The 23,773-nt window shown below is 59.9% G+C and carries 17 protein-coding genes and 2 pseudogenes; 14 read left to right on the top strand and 5 right to left on the bottom strand.

Annotated features, from left to right (window positions below; genetic code table 11):
* The first annotated feature begins 473 nt into the window (after window positions 1-473).
* Together EXR36_09560 and EXR36_09555 are read left to right on the top strand one after the other, a co-directional pair.
* On the top strand, window positions 474-1,589 hold the full coding sequence (locus tag EXR36_09560) for a hypothetical protein (GenBank protein MSQ59864.1): 1,116 nt from the start codon (window positions 474-476) through the stop codon (window positions 1,587-1,589).
* A gap of 46 nt (window positions 1,590-1,635) precedes the next feature.
* Complete coding sequence (locus EXR36_09555; protein ID MSQ59863.1) at window positions 1,636-2,787, top strand: epoxide hydrolase; 1,152 nt, start codon at window positions 1,636-1,638, stop codon at window positions 2,785-2,787.
* A gap of 68 nt (window positions 2,788-2,855) precedes the next feature.
* On the opposite strand, the gene EXR36_09550 is transcribed toward EXR36_09555, so the two are convergent.
* Window positions 2,856-3,191, bottom strand: a complete 336-nt coding sequence (locus EXR36_09550) for a hypothetical protein (GenBank protein ID MSQ59862.1) — start codon at window positions 3,189-3,191, stop codon at window positions 2,856-2,858.
* Between the two features lie 249 nt (window positions 3,192-3,440).
* On the opposite strand from EXR36_09550, the gene EXR36_09545 reads away from it, so the two are divergent.
* From EXR36_09545 to EXR36_09500, 10 genes are all read left to right on the top strand, one after another.
* Window positions 3,441-3,860: a heme-binding protein gene (locus tag EXR36_09545; protein MSQ59861.1), complete on the top strand. Its 420-nt coding sequence runs from the start codon at window positions 3,441-3,443 to the stop codon at window positions 3,858-3,860.
* Between the two features lie 37 nt (window positions 3,861-3,897).
* Window positions 3,898-4,563: an alpha/beta fold hydrolase gene (locus EXR36_09540; protein MSQ59860.1), complete on the top strand. Its 666-nt coding sequence runs from the start codon at window positions 3,898-3,900 to the stop codon at window positions 4,561-4,563.
* Complete coding sequence (locus EXR36_09535) at window positions 4,560-5,609, top strand: aminopeptidase (GenBank protein MSQ59859.1); 1,050 nt, start codon at window positions 4,560-4,562, stop codon at window positions 5,607-5,609. The genes EXR36_09540 and EXR36_09535 overlap by 4 nt, the downstream gene beginning before the upstream one ends.
* Window positions 5,610-5,663: 54 nt before the next feature.
* Entirely contained in the window at window positions 5,664-6,806 is a 1,143-nt protein-coding gene (locus EXR36_09530) for a hypothetical protein (protein MSQ59858.1), read from the top strand.
* Window positions 6,587-7,726 carry a TonB-dependent receptor gene (locus EXR36_09525; protein ID MSQ59857.1) on the top strand — a complete coding sequence of 380 codons (1,140 nt, stop codon included), beginning with the start codon at window positions 6,587-6,589 and terminating at the stop codon, window positions 7,724-7,726. The genes EXR36_09530 and EXR36_09525 overlap by 220 nt, the downstream gene beginning before the upstream one ends.
* Window positions 7,630-8,271 carry a YfiR family protein gene (locus EXR36_09520; GenBank protein ID MSQ59856.1) on the top strand — a complete coding sequence of 214 codons (642 nt, stop codon included), beginning with the start codon at window positions 7,630-7,632 and terminating at the stop codon, window positions 8,269-8,271. Before EXR36_09525 ends, EXR36_09520 begins: the two co-directional genes overlap by 97 nt.
* 309 nt (window positions 8,272-8,580) lie before the next feature.
* Entirely contained in the window at window positions 8,581-9,888 is a 1,308-nt protein-coding gene (locus EXR36_09515; protein MSQ59855.1) for a diguanylate cyclase, read from the top strand.
* Window positions 9,879-10,400, top strand: a complete 522-nt coding sequence (locus EXR36_09510) for an EAL domain-containing protein (GenBank protein MSQ59854.1) — start codon at window positions 9,879-9,881, stop codon at window positions 10,398-10,400. Before EXR36_09515 ends, EXR36_09510 begins: the two co-directional genes overlap by 10 nt.
* A gap of 82 nt (window positions 10,401-10,482) precedes the next feature.
* Window positions 10,483-10,956, top strand: coding sequence for a CoA-binding protein (locus EXR36_09505; protein ID MSQ59853.1), 474 nt, complete (start codon window positions 10,483-10,485; stop codon window positions 10,954-10,956).
* Between the two features lie 64 nt (window positions 10,957-11,020).
* Window positions 11,021-12,301 (top strand): O-acetylhomoserine aminocarboxypropyltransferase/cysteine synthase, encoded by a 1,281-nt coding sequence (locus EXR36_09500; protein MSQ59852.1) that lies wholly within the window; start codon window positions 11,021-11,023, stop codon window positions 12,299-12,301.
* Between the two features lie 29 nt (window positions 12,302-12,330).
* On the opposite strand, the gene EXR36_09495 is transcribed toward EXR36_09500, so the two are convergent.
* The 4 genes and pseudogenes from EXR36_09495 to EXR36_09480 form a co-directional block, all read right to left on the bottom strand.
* Window positions 12,331-13,821: a SpoVR family protein gene (locus EXR36_09495; GenBank protein MSQ59851.1), complete on the bottom strand. Its 1,491-nt coding sequence runs from the start codon at window positions 13,819-13,821 to the stop codon at window positions 12,331-12,333.
* A pseudogene (locus tag EXR36_09490) lies at window positions 13,818-15,089 on the bottom strand (YeaH/YhbH family protein). The gene EXR36_09495 and the pseudogene EXR36_09490 overlap by 4 nt, the downstream one beginning before the upstream one ends.
* A gap of 73 nt (window positions 15,090-15,162) precedes the next feature.
* Window positions 15,163-17,086 (bottom strand): annotated as a pseudogene (locus tag EXR36_09485) (PrkA family serine protein kinase).
* Window positions 17,087-17,299: 213 nt separating this feature from the next.
* Entirely contained in the window at window positions 17,300-18,163 is an 864-nt protein-coding gene (locus EXR36_09480) for an alpha/beta hydrolase (protein ID MSQ59850.1), read from the bottom strand.
* A 79-nt stretch (window positions 18,164-18,242) separates the two neighbouring features.
* Between EXR36_09480 and EXR36_09475 the strand changes: the two genes are divergently transcribed.
* Both EXR36_09475 and EXR36_09470 read left to right on the top strand, forming a co-directional pair.
* Window positions 18,243-21,746, top strand: coding sequence for a DNA polymerase III subunit alpha (locus tag EXR36_09475; GenBank protein MSQ59849.1), 3,504 nt, complete (start codon window positions 18,243-18,245; stop codon window positions 21,744-21,746).
* A 96-nt stretch (window positions 21,747-21,842) separates the two neighbouring features.
* Window positions 21,843-23,531 carry a thiamine pyrophosphate-binding protein gene (locus EXR36_09470; GenBank protein ID MSQ59848.1) on the top strand — a complete coding sequence of 563 codons (1,689 nt, stop codon included), beginning with the start codon at window positions 21,843-21,845 and terminating at the stop codon, window positions 23,529-23,531.
* The last annotated feature ends 242 nt before the right edge of the window (window positions 23,532-23,773 follow it).

Raw genomic sequence — 23,773 nt, 5'->3', positions numbered from 1 at the left:
AACTGCTGCGCCAGCTCTTGGCGGTGGCCGACCGGCTCTCGCGCTACAAAATCACGAAGGACCTGCCCAACGTTTATCGCGTGCCGCATCGCGAACTGGAAAATTATGTGTGCGGTACCCATTGCTCCATCAAGGCGTGGTTCAAGGAGGGCGATGGCATCTACCTGGACAACAGCCTGCGGCCCGAAACCAGCGTGTTCGACCGCTCCATTCTGCTGCACGAGCTGGTGCATTTTCTGCAGGCACGCACGGGAGAATACGAAAGCATGGATGCCTGCAACCGCTGGTTTCATCGCGAACTCGATGCATACAAAGTACAGAACCGTTACTTGGGCGTGATTGGACATCCCAGCCGTGTCGCCTTCACCGGCGACAATTGCGGGGTAAACAAGGAAGTGCCCAACCCAGCGCAGGTGTTCGGCGGCCGCCAGGGCCAGGCCGGGCCGGGGCACTAGCCCGCGCCCCTGTGAGAAATGCGGGCTAGGGAGAGCGAAGTCCAGAAGCGGCGCATCCTATTGCTAGGAGGGGGTCATGCCCACGTGGAAGTACTCAGGCGTTTTCGTGAGTCCCCCGTTCCCGGCGCCCGCATCGCGCTGGTATCGCCCGGCAAACACACAGCCTATTCGGGAATGCTGCCCGGCTGGGTAGCGGGCCACTACCGGCGCGAGGAATGCCACATCGGTTTGGCTGAATTGTGCGGGCCGGACACCGAGTTTCACCAGAGCGCCGCGCGCCACATCGATCCCGCCGCCATGCGAGTGTTCTGCGAGGATGGTAGCGAGCACGCCTACGACATTCTGTCCGTGGATGTGGGCTCGGTGTCCGCCCTCGGCTCCATCGAAGGCGCGACGGCAATAGGAATTCGCACCAAGCCGGTGGACGCATTCCTGCAACAAGTGGGAGCTCTCGCGCGGCGCTCCCCAGGCGAACAGCGCTTCGTCATCGTGGGAGGCGGTGCCGCCGGCGTGGAGCTAAGTCTTGCTTTGCGCCACCGCCTGGGCGCGGAGCGCGCGGACTTCCACTTGGTCACCTCATCGAACGAACTGCTCGACGGCCACGGGGTGCTCGCGAAAAAATTGATGCACCGCGCCCTCGGCCCAGTGACCGTGCATCTGAACAAACACGTCATCCGGGCCAGCGAAGATCGCTTGCACTTTCGCGATGGAACCACTTTGCCGTTTGGCACCATCGTGTGGGCGACCGGAGCCGCCGCCCCCTCATGGCTGGCCGCAACGGGATTGGCGCTGGACGAGCGCGGGTTCATCCTCGTCAGCGAGAACTTGCGCTCGCTGTCTCACGACAACGTATTCGCCGCCGGCGATGTGGCAAGCATGCGCTCCCGCGACTATCCCAAGTCCGGCGCGTACGCGGTGCGCCAAGGCCCGCCGTTGGCGGAGAATCTGCGCCGCGCGTTGCAAGGACAACCGCTCCTGCGCTACGAGCCTCAGCGTTGGGCCCTCGCGCTCATTGGCACCGGGCCCCGTCATGCGGTCGCGTCATGGGGGCCAGCGGCATGGTCAGGCGATTGGGTCTGGCGGTGGAAGGATGCGATCGACCGGCGGTTCATGGAGCGATACCGGCTGGCGTGACCTCGCGCTAATATTCCTTCATTCGTAATCACCCGTGGGAGAACCCATGCCGGACCCAACCCCCTTCAAACTTCACGTGCCCGAAGAGCAACTGCAAGACCTCAGGGCACGCTTAAGGAACACCCGCTGGCCCGACGAGCCGCCCCTGGAACCTTGGTCCACGGGCACCAGTGTTTCGTATATGAAGCACCTCACGGGATACTGGCTCGATGAGTTCGACTGGCGCGCCCAGGAGGCGAAGTTCAACACCCTGCGCCAATTCACCGTTCCCGTCGCCGGCACCGATGTCCATTTCATCCATGAAGAGGGCAGGGGACCCAAGCCCGTGCCCTTGCTGCTCTCCCATGGCTGGCCTGGCTCGGTGCTGGAGTTCCACAAGCTCATTCCCATGCTCACGGATCCCGCGCGCTTTGGCGGCGATCCGGCCGATGCCTTCACGGTGATCGCGCCCTCGCTCCCCGGCTATACCTTGTCCTTCAAGTCCGGGCAGAAGCGCTTCGCAATCGAAGACATCGCCGCCACCTTCGCCACGCTGATGACGGAGGTGCTGGGCTATGAGCGATTCGCCGCCCAGGGCGGCGACTGGGGTGCCTTCGTCACGTCGCGCCTGGGCTACGCCCATCCGCGCAACGTGATGGGCATTCACCTGAACCTGCTCACGGTGCGGCGCGACCCGAAGATGCTGGAGAATCCCACGGACGAAGAGAAGAAATTTCTCGATGAGCTGAACCACTTTCTCAAGGAAGAGACCGGTTACCAGTGGATTCAGGGCACCAAACCCACCACCCTATCCTACGGTCTGACGGACTCTCCCGCGGGTCTTGCCGCTTGGCTGGTGGAGAAATTTAGAACCTGGACCGATTGCGACGGCCATCCCGAGAATGCGCTCACCAAGGACGAGATGCTCACCAACATCATGCTTTATTGGTTCACCGGCGCCATTGGCTCATCCTTCTGGCCTTACTACGCGCGCATGCACGGCCCTTGGCCCATTCCGGAAGGCGGATCCATCACCGTCCCCACCGGGTACGTGGAGTTTCCCAAGGAGATCTTGCATCCCCCGCGCTCGGTGGCGCAACGCATGTACGCAAACATTCAGCGCTGGACGCGGGCCCCGCGCGGCGGGCATTTCGCCGCCCTGGAACAACCGGAGTTTCTGGCCAAGGAAATTCGCGAGTTCTTCCGGCTGCTGCGTTAGCGCCGATAAATTGCCGCGTCCCAGCGAAGGGGCGTCGCGGCTCATCGTTGCGGTAAGCCCGGGGAGGCTTAGTCCGCCTCGGCCCATATCTTGGTCCACACATCGCCCGGGATCGGATGCAGGACGCGGTCATAGTGGTGTTTGAGCACCGCTAACTCAACCAGTACTTCGTCCGAGAATCCCCTGCGGTCGCCCCGGACGTCCGTGACGGTATCGTTGAAATACTCCCGCGCCCGTTCGGGCTCGAGCCACAGTTCTTGAAGCCGGTTGGTAATGCGGGGATATTGCACGGGCAGAAGTCTCGGCCGGATTTTTTCGTCGAGGGTCGCTAGCCATCGCATAGTAGCGTTGCTCAACTCCCCGGCGTTTTCCTTGCGATCTTTAGCTGGATTTGGCTTGGTCACTTTCTAACCTCATTACGTCGTTAAAGGGTTCATGAGCGGCGTGAGGGCGGCACATCATGGGACTCGCCCGCGAGCCACGCAAAATACCTACCCGCCGGATACTCCGCCGGCATACCGGGCCCCCGCGCTTAGCGCGGTATCCTATCGGAGCAGCGATTCGCTGTACTTACCCAACAGGAGACCACAATGAAGAAGATTATTTTGGGGGCCGCCGTAGGCCTGATCGCCGCCGTGCTCAGTACCGGTGCCATGGCGCAACAGAAAAAGACTGTCCTTAATTTGAGCACCGCCAAGAAGATGGCGGAGGCCTGCGAGGCCAAGGCCAAGGAAAAGGGCTGGAAGTTGAACATCGCCATTCTGGACGGCGGCGGGCAACTGAAATATTTCCTGAGGCAAGACGATGCCTTCATGGGCAGCATCCAGATCGCCCAGCTCAAGGCCAATACCTCGGCGCAATTCCCTTTCTCTTCTAAATTCCTCGGAGAGATCGCGCAGAAGATTCCAGGTATCGCCATGGTGCCTGGGCTGGTGACCTTTGAAGGAGGTTTGCCCATCATGACTGGCAAGGGCGAGCACATCGGTAGCATCGGTGTAAGCGGCGCTTCCGCCGAGGACGACGGTCTATGCGCGCAAGCCGCCCTCGACGTGGTGAAGGCGGATCTGCAATAGATCTGGCTAAACCATCCCGCCGTCACCGCGCGGCGGGATGAACGTGCCACCGGCCAAGGATGCCGGCCCCCGTGACGACGTCGTGATCGTTCACGGATTATGGCTGCACGGCTTGGTGTTCGAGGTGCTGCGCAGGCGGCTTTGCCGTGGCGGATTCGATGCGCACGCTTTTTCCTACCCCTCCATGGGACGCAGTTTCGGGGCTAATGCCAGCGCCCTCGCGAGTTACGTCTCGTCGCTGAAAGCTGGTGTGGTGCACTTGGTGGGCCACAGTCTGGGCGGCTTGATTTGTTTGCGGTATGCCTCGGAGAATCCCGATCCGCGCTTGTCGCGCATCGTTCTACTCGGATCTCCAGTGAGAGGATCGGCCACGGCCGCGCGGTTGGCCAAGCGCCCGTTTGGCAAGTGGCTATTGGGCCGTTCACCGCGGGAACTGGCCGAAGGGGTCACGCCCCACCTGCCGCCCGGGGCCGAGGCCGGCGTGATCGCTGGAACCCTAGGGGTTGGTTTAGGGCGCTTGATCCTTCCCCTTCCCGCTCCTCACGATGGCACCGTGGCCGTGGCGGAAACGCGGCTGCCAGGGGCGCGCGATTTCCTGCTCATGCCGGTCTCGCACACCGGGCTGGTATTTTCCGCGGCGGTGGCCGCGCAGGTAGCGTGCTTTCTTCGGGCGGGGTCCTTCGGCATGGTTGGCCCCGAATGAATTCCAAGACCCTGGGCGCGGCCTTGACGCTAGTTATCGCAGCCTCGCTATCCGGCTGCGGTACCGTGTCTTTCTACTGGCAGGCCATCAATGGGCAATGGGAGTTGTCCAGCGAATCCAGGCCGGTGGAGGAAGTGATCGCCGATTCGGCCACCAGCGCGCAATTGCGCGAGCGCCTGCGCCTCGTGCAGCGGATACGCGCCTTCGCGAGCGAGGAACTGGCGTTGCCCGATAACCTAAGCTACAAGAAGTACGCCGACCTGAAGCGCCCTTTCGTCGTGTGGAATGTATTCGCGGCCGCGGAGTTTTCCACTGCGCCAAGGGAATGGTGTTTTCCCTTCGCCGGTTGCGTGGGCTACCGTGGCTACTTTCGCGAGGAAGCCGCGCGCGGGTTCGGCGAGCAATTGCACGCGCGCGGCTTCGATGTTTTCGTGGGGGGCGTGCCGGCCTATTCCACCCTGGGTTATCTGGACGACCCAGTGCTCAATACGTTCGTGGGTTATTCGGAGAGCGAAGTGGCGAGGCTCATATTCCACGAGCTTGCTCATCAAGTGGTCTATTTGAAGGGCGATAGTACCTTCAACGAATCCTTCGCCACCGCCGTGGAATTGGAGGGCGTGCGGCGCTGGATTGCCTCGCAAGGCTCGGCGGCGCAGCAGCAAGCCTTTGACCTGACGCAGGCGCGCAAGGCGGATTTTCTCGTGCTGGTGAAGCACTACCGCGAGCAACTCGCCGCCTTATACGGCCAAGAGCTACCCGTGGAAGTAAAACGCGCTGGCAAGCACCGGCTCTTCATGCGGATGCGAGAGGAATACGCCCAACTCAAGGAAGGCTGGGGCGGATTCTCGGGCTATGACGCCTGGTTCGGCCAGCCGCTCAACAACGCGCAACTGGCCTCCGTGGCGATTTATACCGAACTCGTTCCCGCCTTTCAACGCATACTTTCCGGGGGGCAAGGCGACATGAAGCGTTTCTATGCGCAAGTGAAACGCATCGCCAACCTTCCTCCCGAAAAAAGAACGGCAAGCCTCGATATACACCCTTAAGAGTGGCGGCAGAAATCCGTCAATGGCTGCTGTTAACCACTCTTTTGCGCGGCCATGTTGTCCAAGAACCCCCAATCCCGTGGATTGCTCACGCGCTTCCCGCGTCCAGTCCTGCGCGCCTTGCTCCTCGGCGCCCTTTTCTCGGGGCGTTCTCAGGCCGGGAGCGATGTCACGGCGGAGAAGGACCTTTTGGATCTTCCCTTGGAGGAATTGGTCCAGGTCGAGATCGCGGACGTTTATGGGGCATCGAAGCGCACTCAAAAAACGACGCAGGCTCCCTCTTCGGTGACGGTGGTGACGGCGCGCGAGATCAAGATCTTCGGGCACAAGACGCTAGGGGATATCTTGAGCAGCGTGCGGGGGTTCTATATCAGCAAGAACCGCTACTACGAATTTCTCGGAGTCCGCGGCTTCAACCGCCCGCAAGACTTCAATTCCCGGGTGCTGGTCCTCATCGATGGCCTGCGCACCAATGAGATGACCTACGGCGGAAGTTTCATGGACGGCGCCTTACCCATCGATGTGGACTTGATCGAGCGGGTGGAGGTGATTCGCGGCCCAGGCTCCTCGCTTTACGGCACGGGAGCGTTCTTCGCGGTGATCAATATCATCCCCAAGCGGGGGCAAGCTCTAAACGGAGTGGACGCGAGCGCCGAGTACGGTTCTTGGGGTAGCGTGCGCGGGCGCTTATCGGCGGGAAAGAAAAGCGAATCGGGGCTGGAGGGCTTGGTATCCGTAAGCGGCTATAACACTCACGGACCAAAGCAAGTCGTATTTCCCGAACTCGCCGGGGACCCCACTTACAACAATGGCGTGGTGGAGAACAATCATGCGGTGCACTGGCGCAATGCCTTTGCCAGCTTGGAATACGGGGATTTTCGCTTTTCCTACGCCGAGTCCGGACGCTACAACGATTACGCCGCGGGTCTATACGGCAACATATTCAATACCCCTAGCTTGAACTACGATTCGGTCCAATTGTTGGATTTGCAGTTCAACCACGCGCTCGGGGCGAACGACGGCATCTCCGCGCGCATTGCCCACAACCGCTACGACTACTACTCGAAGAGCCTTTACGATTATCCGCCGGTCACGCTCAACTACGACTACGCGAAGTACAACGCGCTGATCGGCGAGATTACGTACAAGACGCTCATCGCCGGGAAGCACCGGGGGCGCTGGGCACCGAATACATAGGCCACTACCAGGCCGATCTGGGAAACCACGACATCGCACCCTATTTTCAGTACTTGGAATCGCGCAATCGCTTCAATACCTGGGCGCTTTACGTCCAAGATGAAGTGGCACTCGGAGAAAAAACCACCCTGAATGCGGGGGCTCGCTACGACAAGAGCATGGGAAATCTGAATTCCTTCAATCCAAGGCTTGGGTTGATCGTGGCACCTCGTGCGGGCACGGCGGTGAAATTACTGTGTGGCAGTGCCTTTCGCGCGCCCAACACCGCGGAGCTTTTCTACGCCTCGCCCGCGGTGGGCTACAACGCCAGCGTGGGCTTAAGACCTGAAAAAATCCGTACCTACGAACTGGTTCTCGAGCAAAGCCTGACGCCGCATCTGTTTGCCATTGGTTCGCTCTATCACTACCGGGTTAAAGACCTCATTTCCACGGTTACCGATCCATCGGACCCCACGTTTCTTACCTATGCCAATACCGGCTCGGTGAACGCCACCGGCGTGGATTTCGAGTTGCAGGGTAAGTGGTCCTGGCTCGAAGGCCGCGCGAGTTATAGTTATCAGGAAGTCAAGAACGGATCGACGGGCCAGATCGTCAGACATTCGCCCAAGCACGTGGGGAAACTCAATCTCATCGTGCCCTTGTGGTCCGAACGGACCACGGCTGGCGTGGAAATTCAGTATTTGAGTTCCCGGCGCAACGAGTCGAGCGACGGTAATAGCGAGACCGTGCGCGGTTATACGGTGGCCAATCTCACGCTGCTTCACCGCACGCGAATCAAGGGACTGGAAGTTTCCGCTGGGGCGAAAAATCTCTTCGGCGAAAAATACTCCGATCCCAGCTCCACGGACGATCTCCCTCAAATAAGCGCCATTCCAAGGGATGGCCGCACTTTTTGGGTCAAGCTCGGGTATTCGTTCTAACGCTACCTGTGCGTTACCTCGCTAAACTGGCGTTTGCCCTAGGCTTGGCTGCCGCGATCTGCACGGCGAGCGCGCAGACCCCGGAAGAAAAGCTCAAAGCCGCCTTAGTCTACAACTTCGCCAAGTTCATCACTTGGCCAGGTGGCGCGTTCGCCTTGCAAACGTACATCACCATTTGCGTGGTGGGTAAAGACGGGGAGATCGAAGAGGCCATAGCGCCTTTGGCCAGGCCGCGCCGCTCAAGGGAAGGCCATCGTGCTGCGTATGATCTCCGATGGGGGGCGCTCCAGGGTTGTGAGGTTGCCTATATCGCGCGCTCGGAGCGCTCGCGCTTGGGCGGCATTCTGCAAAGCCTCTCGGGCAGTCCCGTACTGACGGTGAGCGACGTGGAGAACTTCGCGGGATCCGGCGGAATGATCGGGCTGGTAAGCGACGGCAATAAGGTGGTATTCGAGGTCAATCTCGGTGAGATAGACAAAGCCGGTCTTAAGGTCAATGCGCAGTTGCTGAAGGTTGCCAAGGTAGTACACAAGGGGAAGACATGAAGTTGAGCGTGCGGCGCCTTTCCCTTCGGCAGAAACTACTGGCTATCGTGGCGGTCTCCAGCGGAATCGCGCTGGGGTTAGTGCTGCTCACCGTGTCCGTGTCAGGGATATCGGCGCAGCGAAAGAGCGCCCTGCATCGGTTCACCCAACTCGCGGGAGTGGTGGGAATGAATGCCGCGCCTGCTCTGATGTTCCAAAACGAGCAGAGTTTGGAGGAATCCCTCAAACCGCTGCGCGCGAACGCCGAAATAATCGGCGCATTGATACGAAGCAGGAATGAGATGACCCGCGGTTATCTACGCACGGAGCATGGCGAGACCGGTTTGGGCGTACAGGGCGGGATCGCGTTGGAGGTATCTTCTGCGCGCGAGCGATGCGATTGCGCAATTGGCCAAGAGCCATGTACTGCTGGCCAATGCGCAAAAGTTGGCCGGGCTCAGCTCCTTCGATTGGAATCACGCCAACAACCAGTTGGCCGTGAACGGCGAACTCTTCTCGGGACGCGAGCGCCGTGCCGAAGACGGAATGCTGTCCCTTGACCGGTTCTGGGAAATTTTTGCCGAGACGGACCGCGCGCAAGTCATCAAGGATGTGACTGCCAGCGTGGAAATCTACGCCCCATTACAGATCGATTGCCAAGTAATAGTTACCCCCGAGGACATCCGCTACGTGCGCTTGCAGTGCGAAACGGTGGTGGGAATGGACGGAAGGCCGCTGTGGACCCACGGCACCTTGCAAGACATCACCCAGCGCAAGCGCTCCGAGGAAGAGACGAAGCGCTTGGCCTTCTACGATGGTCTGACCGGGCTCCCGAATCGCATTTTCTTCCGGGAAGTCCTGGCGAAGACCTTGTTGCTGGCCGAGCGCGAAAGCGCTTTCATGGCGGTGTTGTTCCTGGATGTGGACAACTTCAAGCGCATCAACGATTCCTTGGGACACGACATGGGCGACCAACTGCTCAAGGAGTTCTCCAAGCGCCTGGGGCAATGCGCGCGCAAGGAAGATGTCGTTTCCAGGGGGACGATGATCGATGGTTCCGACATGGTGGCGCGCCTGGGTGGAGACGAATTCATTCTCCTTCTCAGCCACATTAAAGAACGCTTCGAGGCGGGTAGGGTGGCTGAGCGCATCCTCAAGGCCTGTTCTCATTCCATAAAGATCGGCGACCGGGAATTGTTTGCTTCCGCCAGTATTGGAATCGCCGTCTATCCCGAAGATGGCGCCGATGCGGAGACCTTGCTCAAGAACGCGGATTCGGCCATGTACATCGCCAAGGGAAAAGGCCGCGGGCGCTACCAGTACTACAACGCGGCCATGAACGAGTCCGCGTTGTTGAAGCTGGAGTTGGACAGCGCCATGCGCAAGGGATTGGAGCGAGGCGAGTTCTTCTTGAATTACCAGCCCAGGGTGGATGCGCGCACGGAAAAGATCAATGGCTGCGAGGCGCTCATCCGGTGGCGCCACCCCGAACGCGGCATCGTGCCCCCAGGCATGTTCATCGGAATCGCCGAGGAGAGCGGTTTCATCATGGCCTTCGACGCCTGGGTCATGAACGAAGCCTGCCGCCAGCTTCGCGAGTGGGAAAAAAGAACATCCCGTTGGTCCCCATCTCGGTGAACCTTTCGGCGGCGCAGTTCTCGCACGGGAATCTGGTGTCCTCCATTAGCGAAGTGCTCGCACGCCACGAGGTGGACCCGCGCTATCTGCACGTGGAAATCACCGAAGGCGTGCTCATGCGCGATACCGAATTGGCGTTGAAGGCGCTGAAGGGCTTGAGTGACTTGGGTTTGCGGGTGGAGATCGACGATTTCGGCACCGGATTCTCCTCCCTCAGCTACCTGAACCGCTTCCCCGTGGACGTGTTGAAGATAGATCTTTCTTTCGTTCGCGACGTTCACATCAACCGGGACAACGCGGCCATCACCCGCGCCATCATTTCCTTGGCAAAAAGCCTGAATCTCGGTGTGATCGCCGAGGGCGTGGAAACCCAAGGCGAGCGCAAGTATCTCGAAGAGCTGGGTTGTCACGATATGCAAGGCTACTTTTTTGGCCGTCCTTGCGACCGAGCGGAATTCGAGAAGCGCTTGCTGGAAGCGAACAAGACGGCGCAGACCGAAACCGAGCACTAGACCAGCGCCGTTCGGGCAATGCCGTTTCCGCGTGGCGCGGCAGTGATACACTCTGGCGCGTTATTTCCTTACAACCGCTCCGGTGAACGAAGACATCAATACCTTAAGACGCATCCTGCGCGAGAGCAAGACGATCGCGGTGGTGGGCTTGTCCGCCAACTGGTGGCGGCCCAGTTATTTCGCCGCCAAGTACATGCTCGACCATGGCTACACGCTAATCCCCGTGAACCCGCAATACCAGGAAGTGCTGGGACAAAAGTGTCATGCCAGCTTGCGTGATATCCCGGGCAAGGTGGACATCGTGGATTGTTTTCGCAAGAGCGAGGAGATCGGGTCCCTCGCGGACGAGGCCATCGCCATCGGAGCCAAGGTGCTGTGGATGCAATTGGGCGTGATCAACGAGGCCGCCGCGGAGAAAGCGCGCCGCGCGGGCCTTGAAGTCGTGATGGACCGTTGCGTGAAAATCGAACACGCACGCTTGTTCGGCGGGCTCAATTGGGCGGGTGTCAACACCAAGATCATCTCCTCCAAACGCCCCAACTATCTTCCGTACTAGGGTGTTGCCCGTGATGAGCGCCTTTACTCCTCCCCCCTCCCCCCTCCCCCCTCCCTCTCCATAGATGGACCGCAAATTTTCCTTCGGCACCTTGTGCCTGCACGCCGGGCAGATTCCCGATGCCGCCACCGGTTCGCGCGCGGTGCCCATATATCAAACGACTTCCTACGTGTTCGACTCCGCGGATCACGCAGCGAGTCTGTTCAACTTGCAGACTTTCGGCAATGTCTACACGCGCATTTCCAATCCCACCACGGCGGTATTCGAGGAACGCGTGGCGGCCCTGGAAGGCGGGCGCGCGGCGCTGGCGACGGCCTCGGGGCAGGCGGCCCAAATGACGGCGCTGCTGACACTGCTGGAAGCCGGAGACGAGATTCTCTCCGCCAGCACGCTCTACGGCGGTACCTATTCGCAGTTCGACGTGACATTCGCGCGCATGGGGATCAAGGCGAAATTCGTCGATCCCGACGACCCGGAGAATTTTCGGCGCGCCCTCACACCGAAGACCAAGGTGATCTACGCCGAAACGGCGGGTAATCCGCGCATCAACGTGCTCGATATCGAAGCCGTGGCGGCCATCGCCACGGAAGCGGGTATTCCGCTGATGATCGACAACACCTTCGCCTCGCCCTATTTGTGCCGGCCCTTCGAGTGGGGCGCGGATATCGTGGTGCATTCGGCCACCAAGTACATGGGCGGGCACGGCACCACCATGGGCGGTGTGCTGGTGGAATCTGGCAAATTTCCCTGGGATAACGGCAAGTTCCCAGGGATGACCGAACCTTCTCGCGGTTATCACGGCGTGCGGTTTTTCGAGACCTTCGGCGATTTTGGCTACACCATGAAATGCCGCATGGAGACGATGCGTACCCTGGGCCCCACCATGGCCCCCATGAGCGCGTGGATTCTCTTGCTGGGATTGGAGACTTTGCACATTCGCATGGAGCGCCATGTGCAAAACGCGCTGGCCGTCGCCCAATTCTTGGAAGCGCACCCGCAAGTGGGTTGGGTGAACTACCCTGGGTTGCCCTCGAACAAATACTACGAGCTAGGCAAGAAGTACATGCCCAAGGGCGCGGGCGCCATCATGACTTTTGGCATCGACGGTGGCCAGGAAGCGGGCGTGAAGTTCATCGAGGGCTGCCAGTTCCTGAGCCACCTGGCCAACGTGGGAGATGCGAAGACTTTGGTCATTCATCCGGCTTCCACCACGCACCGGCAGCTCACCGAGGAAGAACAAATCAAGGCCGGAGTCACTCCTGACATGATCCGCCTCTCCGTGGGGCTGGAGGACATCGGCGACATTCTCTGGGATATCGACCAGGCGCTGGCCAAGGCCAAGTAAACGACAGCAAGCGCTAGTGAAGTACTACACTACCGCCGCCACTCCTTGAAATTTTCCAGCCGTCCGTCGGCATGCACCGATTCGAGATGGACATTAAAGCCCCACAAGCGCCAGAGATGGCGTAGCACTTCCTCGGTTTCCTTATCGCGCAACGGGCGGCCGCGCATGATGTCATGACGCAAGGTGAGGGAGCGGTCTCCATGGCGCTCGTAACGCACGACCTGGATGGCGGGCTGCATGTTATCGCGCCGGTACTGGCTGGCGAGCATGTTACGCACCCTCCTATAACCATGTTCGTCGTGAATGCTGTCCACCTTGAGATCGGACTCGCCCGAGTGGTCGGCCACGGTGAACAAGCGCAGTTCCCGGATCAGCCGCGGCGATAAATACTGCGCGATGAAAGACTCATCCTTGAAATTTCGCATGGCGAAATCCATGGTCTTGAGCCAGTCGCTTCCAGCGATCTCCGGGAACCAGACGCGGTCTTCCGGTTCTGGGGATTCGCAGACCCGCCGCAGGTCTTGCATCATCGCGAAACCTAGCGCGTAAGGATTGATGCCGTGATACCCAGGGTGGTCGAAGTCGCGCTGGGTGACCACGTTGGTGTGATTGTGCAAGAACTCGAACATGAAGGCATCGTTCACCAATCCCTTGTCGTACATGCGTTGCGTGATGGTGTAGTGCCAGAAGGTGGCCCAACCCTCGTTCATCACCTTGGTGTGGACTTGCGGGTAGAAGTACTGCGCGAGTTTCCTCGATATACGCACCAACTCGCGCTGCCAGGGTTGCAGTTGGGGGGCGTACTTCTCGACGAAGTAGAGGAGGTTTTCCTCGGGTTCCTCCGGGAAGCGGTTTTGGGTTTTCGCTTTATCGTCCTTGGTTTTTGCCGGGACCGTGCGCCATAGATCGTTGTAGAGCCGCTGCTCGTGATTCTCCCTTTCGCTCTTGCGCTCCTCCAGTTTTTTCGCGGAGCGCGCATGCGGGCGTTTGAAACGGTCCACGCCGTAGTTCATCAAGGCGTGACAGGAATCCAGGATGTCCTCGACCTCGGCCACGCCGTGGCGCTCCTCGCATTTCATGACGTAATTGCGCGCGAATATGAGGTAGTCCAGGATGGCGTCCGCCTGGGTAAACTGGCGGAACAAATAATTACCCTTGAAGAAAGAGTTGTGGCCGTAGCAGGCGTGCGCGATCACCAGGGACTGCATCATCATGGTGTTCTCCTCCATCAAGTACGCGATGCATGGATTGGAGTTGATGACGATTTCGTAGGCCAGCCCTTGGTAACCCTTGCGGTACGCTTGCTCGTTGCGAATGAAGGCCTTTCCGAAGGACCAATGCGGGTAGCCGATGGGCAGCCCGCTGGAGGCATAGGCGTCCAGCATCTGCTCCGAGCTGATGATCTCGATTTGATTGGGATAGACGTCGAGCTTGAACTCCGCGGCCGTTTCCGCGATGGCGCTTTCGTAGCGTCCGATCAGATCGAAATCCCATTCCGGCCCGTGGGACAGTGCGCTCATGTGCTCACCGATTTCTTGAACAGCTCGCGAAACACTGGGTATATCTCGTTGGCGCGGGTGACGCGGGTCATGGCGAAGTTGGCCTGCGCTTTTCCGATCTCTTCGTACTCCGCCCAGAGCGGGCTGCGGCGCGTCAGGTCGTCGGGGACTTCGACGTAGGCGAAGTAGCGCGCCAGCGGCAGCAGCTCCTCGCGCAGGAAGCGCGCGCTCTTGCCGGCGTCCGCGCCGAATGCGTCGCCATCGGAAGCTTGCGCGCCGTAGATATTCCACTCCGTGCGCGGGTAGCGATCGGTGGCGATGGCTTCCATCAATTCCAAGGCGGAGAGCACCACCGTGCCGCCGCTGCGCTTGTCATGGAAGAATGTGTTCTCGTCCACCTCTTAGGCTTCGTCCGTGTGGCGGATGAAGACCAGCGCCACGTGCTCGTACTTGCGGGTGAGGAAAAGATAGAGGAGGGTAAAGAAGCGCTTGGCCAGATCTTTCTTTTGCTCATCCATGGAAGCCGAAACGTCCATGAGGCAAAACATCACCGCGCGTGCCACGGGTGCCGGTTTCGGTACCCGGTGCCGGTAGCGCAAATCCAGATCGTCCAGAAACGGAACCTGGCGCAGGCGTCCCTCGATCTGTTGCGCCTCTTCGCGCAGCCGCTGAATCTCATCCTCCGGCAGGCCATTCGAAAGGGCGAGGGCAAGGGCGATTTGCGCTTGCGCCAACTCCTCCTTCAATGGCCCGGCCAGGGCGATGCGGCGGGCCAATGCGGTCTTCATGGTTCGCGGCACGGCGAGATTGCTGGGAGTGCCTTCCTTGACGTAGCCGGCACGCACCAGTTTCTTCGCATGGGCTTCGGCGAAGGTGGTGCGCATCAAATTGGGAAGTTCCAGATCCTCGAAGAAGATGTTCAAGAACTCATCGCGCGAGAGCGTGAAGACAAAATCGTCCTCGCTTTGGCCGGAGCCTTGTTCGCCGCTGCCGCCACCGCCGTTACCGCCGCCGTTGGGGCGCGGGATGCGGTCGCCAGTAATGAACTCCTTGTTGCCGGGATGTACAGACTCCCAGTCGCCCCCCTTGCCGTAGCGAAATTCCGGTTCCGAGACATCCTTGGCCGGAACCTTGATATCGCCCCCTTGCACCATATCCTTGATGTTGCGCTCGGCTACCATGTCTTTCACGGCGCGCTTGATGTGGTCCTTATAGCGGCGCACGAAGCGCTCGCGGTTGACCGCGCTCTTGTTGCGGCCGTTCAAGCGGCGGTCGATGAGGTGGAGCATCTTTCTGGGGGCTAGGGGCTTGGGGCTTGGACTGGGGTGGGGGTTCCTAGCCCCCAGCCCCCCAGTCCAGGATTTAAGACGATTTTTGTACGCGCAGGTACCACTCGGACAACAAGAGCACCTGCTTTTCGGTATAGCCCTTGGACACCATGCGCGCGACGAAGCTGTCGTGCTTCTTCTGGTCATCGGTGGAGGAGCGCGCGTTGAAGGAAATCACCGGCAGCAAATCTTCAGTGCTGGAGAACATTTTCTTTTCGATGACCTCGCGCAATTTCTCGTAGCTGTTCCACACGGGATTCTTGCCGTTGTTGTTGGCGCGCGTGCGCAGCACGAAGTTGACGATCTCGTTACGGAAGTCCTTCGGATTGGCGATACCAGCGGGTTTCTCGATCTTCTCCAACTCGTTGTTGAGCGCGGCGCGGTCGAACACCTCGCCGGTATCCGGATCTCGGTATTCCTCGTCCTGCAACCAGCAATCCGAGTAGGTCACGTAGCGGTCGAAGATGTTCTGGCCGTACTCGGAATAGGATTCCAGATAGGCCGTTTGAATTTCCTTGCCGATGAACTCGGCGTAGCGCGGCGAGAGCCAGCCCTTGATGAACTCCATGTACTTGCGCTTGATTTCATCCGGAAAGTCTTCCCGCCACAGGCGCTGCTCCAATACGTACATGAGGTGGACGGGGTTGGCGGCGACCTCGGTCTGGTCGTAATTGAATACCGCGGAGAGCACTTTGAAGGCAAAGCGCGTGGATATGCCGTTCATTCCTTCATCGGCCCCGGAATAGTCGCGGTATTCCTGGTAACTCTTGGCCTTGGGATCCGTGTCTTTCAAACTCTCGCCGTCATAGACCCGCATCTTGGAGAAGAGGCTGGAATTCTCCGGCTCCTTCAGGCGCGATAGCACGGAGAACTGCGCCATCATGTCCAAGGTGCCGGGCGCGCAAAAGGCGTTGGACAGCGCGCTGTTGAGCAGCAGCTTCTTGTAGATCTTCACTTCCTAGGAAACTTGCAGGCAGTAGGGCACCTTCACTATATAGATACGGTCGAGGAAGGCCTCGTTGTGGCGGTTGTTGCGAAAGGACTGCCACTCCGACTCGTTGGAGTGCGCGAGGATGATCCCGTTGAAGGGAATGGCCGAGAAGCCTTCGGTACCCTTGAAGTTGCCCTCCTGGGTGGCGGTGAGCAAGGGGTGCAGCATCTTGATGGGGGCCTTGAACATCTCCACGAATTCGAGAAGCCCTTGATTCGCCAAACACAAGCCCACGGAATAGCTGTAGGCATCCTGGTCGTCCTGGGAAAATTTGTCGAGCTTGCGGATATCGACCTTTCCAACCAGGGACGAGATGTCCTGGTTGTTCTCGTCTCCCGGTTCTGTTTTGGCGATGGCGGTTTGGCGCAACACCGAAGGCTGCACGCGCACCACCTTGAACTGCGCGATGTCCCCGCCGAATTCCTGTAAGCGCTTGATTGCCCAGGGCGACATGATTCCCGTCAGGTAGCGGCGCGGAATGCCGTAGTCGGACTCCAGGACATCGCCATATTGCTCCGGGGGGAACAATCCCAGGGGCGATTCGTTGACTGGCGACCCCTTTTAGCGCGTAGATGGGTTCCAGCTACATCAACTGCTTAAGTCTTTCAGCAATCGAAGATTTTCCGCCGCCCACCGGCCCAAGCAAATAGAGAATTTGCTTGCGTTCCTCGAGTCCCTGAGCGGCGTGCTTGAAGAAGGAAACGATCTGGGAGATGGCGTCTTCCAGACCATAGAACTCGGCGAAGGCGGGGTAGCGTTTGATGACGCGGTTGGCGAACAGGCGGGACAGCCGCGGATCATGGCGGGTATCCACCAACTCGGGTTCGCCGATCGCGGCCAGCATTCTTTCGGAGGCCGAGGCATAGGTGTTGGGTTTCTTCTTGCAAAGATAGAGGTACTGCTGGAGCGATAACTCCTCTTCCTGCTTGGCAGAATACTTGGCTTTGTAACCTTCAATAAGCGTCATGAGGTTGCGCCTCCTTAGCGGCTAGTTCGTGACCTTAAAATCCCGTGAGTGTCGAGGCTCCGTTTTTCTCGTGGAAAGTTCAACGGTATTCCCATACCTTTCTTTAGGATATTTAACTCAACGCGACTTTTATGCCAACTGGATAAATGGCTCGCGTAGCTAGAACGCACTTCGCTTCCTGAGGAATACGCTTCGCCGGCCACACATCTAGATTTATTCGAAGAAATGCTCAAGTACTGCCGCGAGCGCTTCTGGCGCATCGAAGTGGAGCATGTGCCCTGAATCGGGGATTCGTTCTTCCTTTAGATGGGCGATGGCGCCGCGCCGTTCGTTCAACTCTTCCTCGCTGCCCTTGAACCACTCCTTCATCCATTGGCCATCGCCCCACACCCAAAGGGCGGGTGCGGTGATTTGTTTCCAGCATGCGATGGCCTCGTCCAGGCTGTACAAGATTGGATGTACCACTTTGTGTCTTGGATCGGAGGCGAGTTCCCAACGATCCGCCGAAATTTCCCTAGCCCAATGGGGCGCGAGGAAGCGCGCTTGCGCATCGGACAATTTAGGATTGTTCTTCTTGAGGCGGTCCGCCACTTCTTCCAAGGAACCGTAACTCTTGAAGCTCGGGGGGCTCGCCAGCTCGTCCATCCACTGGCCGTAACGCTTAGGTGCTTTGTCGGGCGTGCTCTTCGGTAACCCGAATCCTTCCAGCAGCGCGATGCGCTTGACGCGGTCCGGCCGGGCGCCGGCGTATAGCCCCAAGGCGTTGCCACCCATGCTGTGGCCCGCGATATCGACAGGTTCATCCGGGGCGAGTTCTCGCAAGAGAAAATCCAGGTCCGCCAAATAATCCGCGAACCAGTAACCATGGGGATCCCACGCCGACAGCCCGAACCCCCGCCAGTCCGGGGCCAGCACGTACCAGTCGCGCCGCAGGGCATCCACCAAGAACTGAAAGGATGCCGACACGTCCATCCATCCGTGCAACAACATGAGCTTAGGCGCGCGCGGGTCACCCCAGGTCCGTACGTGATAACGCAGGCCGCGGATATCGAGAAAGAGAGAGTGGTGTTTATTCATGTTGGTTTTTGGATGAATAGATAGGCTCGAACAAACACCATCAAGCGTACCGCATCGGGGGCTGCCGTAGAATTCGCCCATGACTTCGGCATCTCCCGCTTTTGTCCACCTTCGCCTGCACAGCGAATACTCCATTTCGGACGGCATCGTCCGAATAGACGACGCTGTCGAGAAAGCCGTGGCCGGTGGCATGCCCGCGCTAGCGTTGACGGATCTGTCCAATGTGTTTGGGTTGGTCAAGTTCTACCAGGCTGCGCGTACGGCCGGGATCAAGCCTCTGGTTGGATGCGATCTGTGGCTTTCTAGCGATAAGGCAGGCGAGAAGCCCACTCGTTTCTTGTTGCTTTGCCAGAACCGCCCTGGGTATTTGCGCTTGTGCGAACTGTTGAGCCGGGCCTTTCGCGTGAATCAACATCGCGGCCATGCGGAAGTCTTGCCCGCGTGGTTCGATGATCTGGGTACCGAAGGACTCATCGCCTTGTCAGGCGCCGCCATGGGAGACGTGGGGCAATGGCTGGCGGCGGGCAACGCGAAAACGGCCAAGGCGTGCGCCAAGCGCTGGGGGAAATGGTTCCCCAACCGTTTCTACCTCGAGATTCAGCGCACTGGGGCCGTGGGCGAGGAAACCCAGCTCCAACAGACCCTTGCGCTTGCCTCCGAGTTACGCCTGCCGGTCGCGGCCACGCACCCGGTGCAATTTCTGGAGCGCGATGACTATCGCGCCCACGAGGCGCGGGTGTGCATCAGCGCGGGCTACATTCTCTCTGACCAGCGCCGGCCGCGAACTTTCACCGAAGAGCAGTACTTCAAGTCCCAGGCCGAGATGACGGCCTTGTTTGCCGATGTCCCAAGCGCGCTGGCCAACAGCGTGGAGATCGCCAAGCGTTGCAGCTTCATCTTGGAGTTGGGCAAGAGCCAGTTGCCGCGCTTTCCCACGCCGCAAGGCATCGCGCTGGATGATTTCTTCGGCGCCGAAGCGCGGCGGGGGCTTGAAGACAGGATGCTGGCACTCTTCCCGGACGAGCAGGAGCGATTGCAGGAGACAGCGCGCTACCGCGAGCGGCTGGAGACCGAGATCGCGACCATCAACAAGATGGGTTTCGCCGGTTACTTCCTCATCGTGGCGGACTTCATCCAATGGGCCAAGCACAACGGCGTGCCAGTGGGGCCGGGCCGCGGTTCCGGCGCGGGCTCCTTGGTGGCTTACAGCTTGAGCATCACCGATTTGGATCCGCTGCGCTATGGTTTGCTGTTCGAGCGTTTCTTGAATCCGGAGCGGGTGTCGATGCCCGACTTCGACATCGACTTTTGCCAGGATGGGCGCGAGCGCGTCATCGATTATGTGCGCGCCAAATACGGGGCGGACAGCGTGTCGCAGATCGCCACCTTTGGCACCATGGCGGCCAAGGCCGTGGTGCGCGACGTGGGCCGGGTGATGGATCTGCCCTACAACTTCTGCGACCAACTGGCCAAGCTGATTCCATTCCAACCCGGAAAACTCATCACGCTCAAGATGGCGCGCGAGATGGAGCCTTTGCTGGCCGAGCGCGAGAAGAAAGAAGAGGAAGTGCGCGAGTTGCTGGAGCTGGCTGGGCGCTTGGAAGGCCTGACCCGCAACGTCGGCATGCATGCCGGCGGTGTGCTGATCGCGCCCGGAAAGCTCACCGATTTTTGCCCGCTCTACTGCGCCGAAGGCGCGCAAAGCATTGTGAGCCAGTTGGACAAGGACGACGTCGAAGCCGTCGGCCTGGTGAAGTTCGACTTTCTGGGCCTCACCACGCTCACGGTGTTGGATTGGACGTTGAGGTTTATCGCTCGGCTCGCCTCGCGTGAGGGAGGAGTGAGGAGGGAGGAGGGAGGGGTCAATGCGGTCGAGCTTCTCTCCTCCCACCTCCCACCTTCCACCTCCCTGGAAAAGATTCCCCTCAACGATTCCGCCGCCTACCGGATTTTCGCCACCGGCAACACCACGGCCGTGTTCCAGTTCGAATCGCGCGGCATGCGCGATCTCGTGAAGCGCGCGAAACCCGACCGCTTCGAGGACATCATCGCGCTGGTGGCGTTGTTCCGTCCTGGGCCCATGGAACTCATTCCCGATTTCATCGAGCGCAAGCACGGCCGCCAGCGCGTGGAGTATCTCGACCCGCGCCTGGAACCCATCCTGGGCGAAACCTACGGCATCATGGTCTACCAAGAGCAAGTCATGCAAATCGCGCAGGTCATGGGCGGCTATAGCCTGGGCAGCGCGGATTTGCTGCGCCGGGCCATGGGCAAGAAAAAACCCGAAGAGATGGCTTTGCAGCGAGAAATCTTCGTCGCCGGTGCGTTGAAGAATGGCTTGACGCAGGGCCGCGCCACCCAGCTTTTCGATTTGATGGAAAAGTTCGCCGGCTACGGCTTCAACAAATCGCACGCCGCGGCCTACGCCCTGGTGGCCTATCAAACGGCCTACTTGAAAGTGCACCACGGCGCGGCTTTCATGGCGGCCAACTTGTCCGCGGTGATGGACGATACCGACAAGGTGCACCAGTTCCACGACGATGCGAAAGACAACGATCTTGTCGTGCTGCCGCCCGATATCAACGCTTCGGATTACCGTTTCGTTCCGGTGAGCGAAAAAGAAATTCGATACGGGCTGGGCGCCATGAAGGGTACGGGCGAGTCGGCCATCATGGCCATCGCCAAGGCGCGCAAGGATGGCGGGGCCTTCAAGGATCTCTTCGATTTTTGCCGGCGCGTGGACCGGCGCGTGGTCAACCGCCGCGCCCTGGAATCCCTCATTCGCGGGGGGGCGTTCGACGCGCTCAATCCCGATCGCGCTTCGCTGCTCGCCTCCGCCGGCATGGCATTGGAACACGCCGAACGATCGGGACGCACGGCCCATCAGAATTCCCTCTTCGGCCAGGACGCGGCCCTGGAGGAGCAAGACAACCGCCTGATCCAGGCCAAACCCTGGTCCGAGAAAGAGCGCTTGCAACACGAAAAGCAAGCACTCGGCTACTACCTGTCAGGGCATCCGTACAGCGTTCACGCGGGAGAGCTCGGCAGCTTTATCCGCACCTCCTTGGGCAGACTCCAACCCCAAACGCAATCCGTGCTGGCCGCGGGCGTGATCGGCGCGATGCGCGTGCAACAGACCCGGCGTGGCCGCATGGTCATCGTGCAATTGGACGACGGTAGCGGGCGCATCGAAGTGAGCATCTTCAACGAACTCTTCGAAGCTCACCGGAGCATGCTCAAGGAAGACCAACTCCTCATCGTAGAAGGCCGGCCCGCGCTCGATGAATTCACGGGCGGCGTGCGCATGGGCGCGGAGAAACTTTTCGATCTATCCGCCGCTCGCAACCACTTCGCCAAGGGCATGCGGCTGCAATGCAACGGACAATCCAGCGGGTCCAAATTACGCGATTTGCTTGCCCCTTACCGCGGTGGTAAATGCCCGGTCTTCGTGGCCTACAACAACCACGATGCTCAGTGCGAGATCGATTTAGGAGAGCAGTGGCGCGTCAGTTTGCAAGACGAACTGGTGCAGGCCTTGGGCGAGTGGTTGAGCCCGGCCAACGTTCAGATCCGGTACCAGTAGAGCGCGCCCTCGGCAAGGGCCGCTCCCGCGGGCTAGTCGCGCCGCCGGTTCTCCCCTAAACTCCGAGCCATAAGACTGAAGGCGGAGGAGGGGGAAATGGCTGAAGCGCTCACCGGTGCACAGTGGTTCGCGCGCACCCTGGTTGCATCCGGCACCACGCACGTATTCTGGGTGGACGCAGTTCTGCGGCGCACCTTGATTGAACTGGGCAGCACCAACATCACTCGTGTCCTGGCGCACACGGAAAAGTCCGCCGCGTACATGGCAGATGGGTACGCCCGCATCGCGGGGCGTCCTGGGCTATGTTTCGCGCAATCCGTTGGCGCGGCAAACTTGGCCGCGGGCTTGCAAGATGCGTATCTGGGCCGCTCGCCGGTCATCGCGGTGACGGGGCGCAAGATCCCCGCGCACCAGCATCGCAATGCGTACCAGGAAGTCGCGCATGCGCCCTTGTTCGCGCCAGTCACCAAGTTTGCCGCCGAGGTGGACCAGGCCGCCGATCTGCCCCGGCTGCTACGCCAAGCCTGGCGCGAGGTGATGAGTGGCACGCCCCGGCCGGCGCACCTGGATCTGCAAGGCTTGATGGGGGAGGGGGTGGAAACCACCCTGGTCCATGAACCTGTGAGTAACGGTTCGCCCTTTGACATGGCGATGCCTCCGCACCGGCCCACGCCACCGGATGACGATATCGCGCGCGCGGCCTTAGCGTTGCTCGCCGCAAAGCGCGTGGCCATAGTCGCGGGGGCTGGGGCCACGGCGTCCGGTTGCGGAGCCGAGCTGTTGGAACTCGGCAAGCGCTTGAGCGCACCCATCGGTACATCTCTGGGCGGGCGCGGGTTGACCAGCACCTTGCATCCGCTTGCCATCGGCACACCGGGAAATTATGGCGCCCCGCCCGCGAACCAAATCGTACATGAAGCCGATATGGTGTTCTTCATCGGCTGCCATACGGGCGATCAAGTGACGCATACGTGGCGTATTCCGCGCATTGGCACGCCTGTCGTGCAGATCGACATCGACGCGGTGGAACTCGGCCGCTCCTATCCGAACACCTTGGGACTCATGGGCGATCCCAAGGCCACATTGCAAAAGCTGCTCTCGGCATTAGGCACGCCCAAGCGAGATACGTCGTATGCCGAACATGCGGTGCAAATCGTCGCGGCATGGCGCGCGCGGCGAGCGCCGGATCTTGCGAGTAATGACGTGCCGATCCGCCCCGACCGGCTTTGCGCGGAAATCAGCGCGGCGTTGCCGCGCGATGGAATTTTGGTGGCCGATACGGGTTACTCGGGCATCTTGACCTCCACCTTGGTGGAATTGAACGGCGCTGGCCAGACCTACCTCCGCGCCGCGGGGTCGCTCGGATGGGCATTCCCCGCAGCCCTGGGCGCGCAGTGCGCGGCGCCGAATCGAAAAGTGATCTGCTTTAGCGGTGACGGCGCGCTGTACTACCACCTTAGCGAATTGGAGACAGCACGCCGCCGCAACCTGCCCGTGGTGCTGGTGGTGAATAACAATTCGGGTTTCGGCCAGGGGTGGCCCAACCTGCTCACCATGCAAGGCGGCAATCCTGGCGATCCCGCCGAAATGTTGCGCTTCGGTCCCACGGATTTCGCCGCCGTTGCACGCAGTTTCAGTGTGAATGGCATCCGGGTGGAACAACCGGGCGCCATCGGCCCCGCGCTTCGTGAAGCGCTGGCTGCGGATGCGCCGGTATTGGTGGACGTGGTCACCAACATCGACACGCGAGCGCCCGAACCCTGGTTGCCCGAAGGGATGCAATGACTACCCAAAAAAAACTGCAATTCAAGCCACAGAGGACACAGATGGCACAGATGGCACAGATGGCACAGAGGAAAACCAAAGACTTGACTCGCATATGCTTCTCACCTATTGGGTGAAGCGGTATCGATCATTAACCCACTGTTTCCCTCTGTGATCTCTGAGTCCTCCGTGGTTGTATTGCGGTTTTTAGGTTCATAGATTTCCTTTCGTGTACGCTCGTACCCTTCGTAGGAAAGATTTTT

Source organism: Betaproteobacteria bacterium (assembly GCA_009693245.1).
In the GTDB taxonomy this organism is placed as follows: domain Bacteria; phylum Pseudomonadota; class Gammaproteobacteria; order Burkholderiales; family SHXO01; genus SHXO01.
Note: the sequence above shows the minus strand (reverse complement) of the source record. Positions and strands in the feature narration are given on the sequence as shown.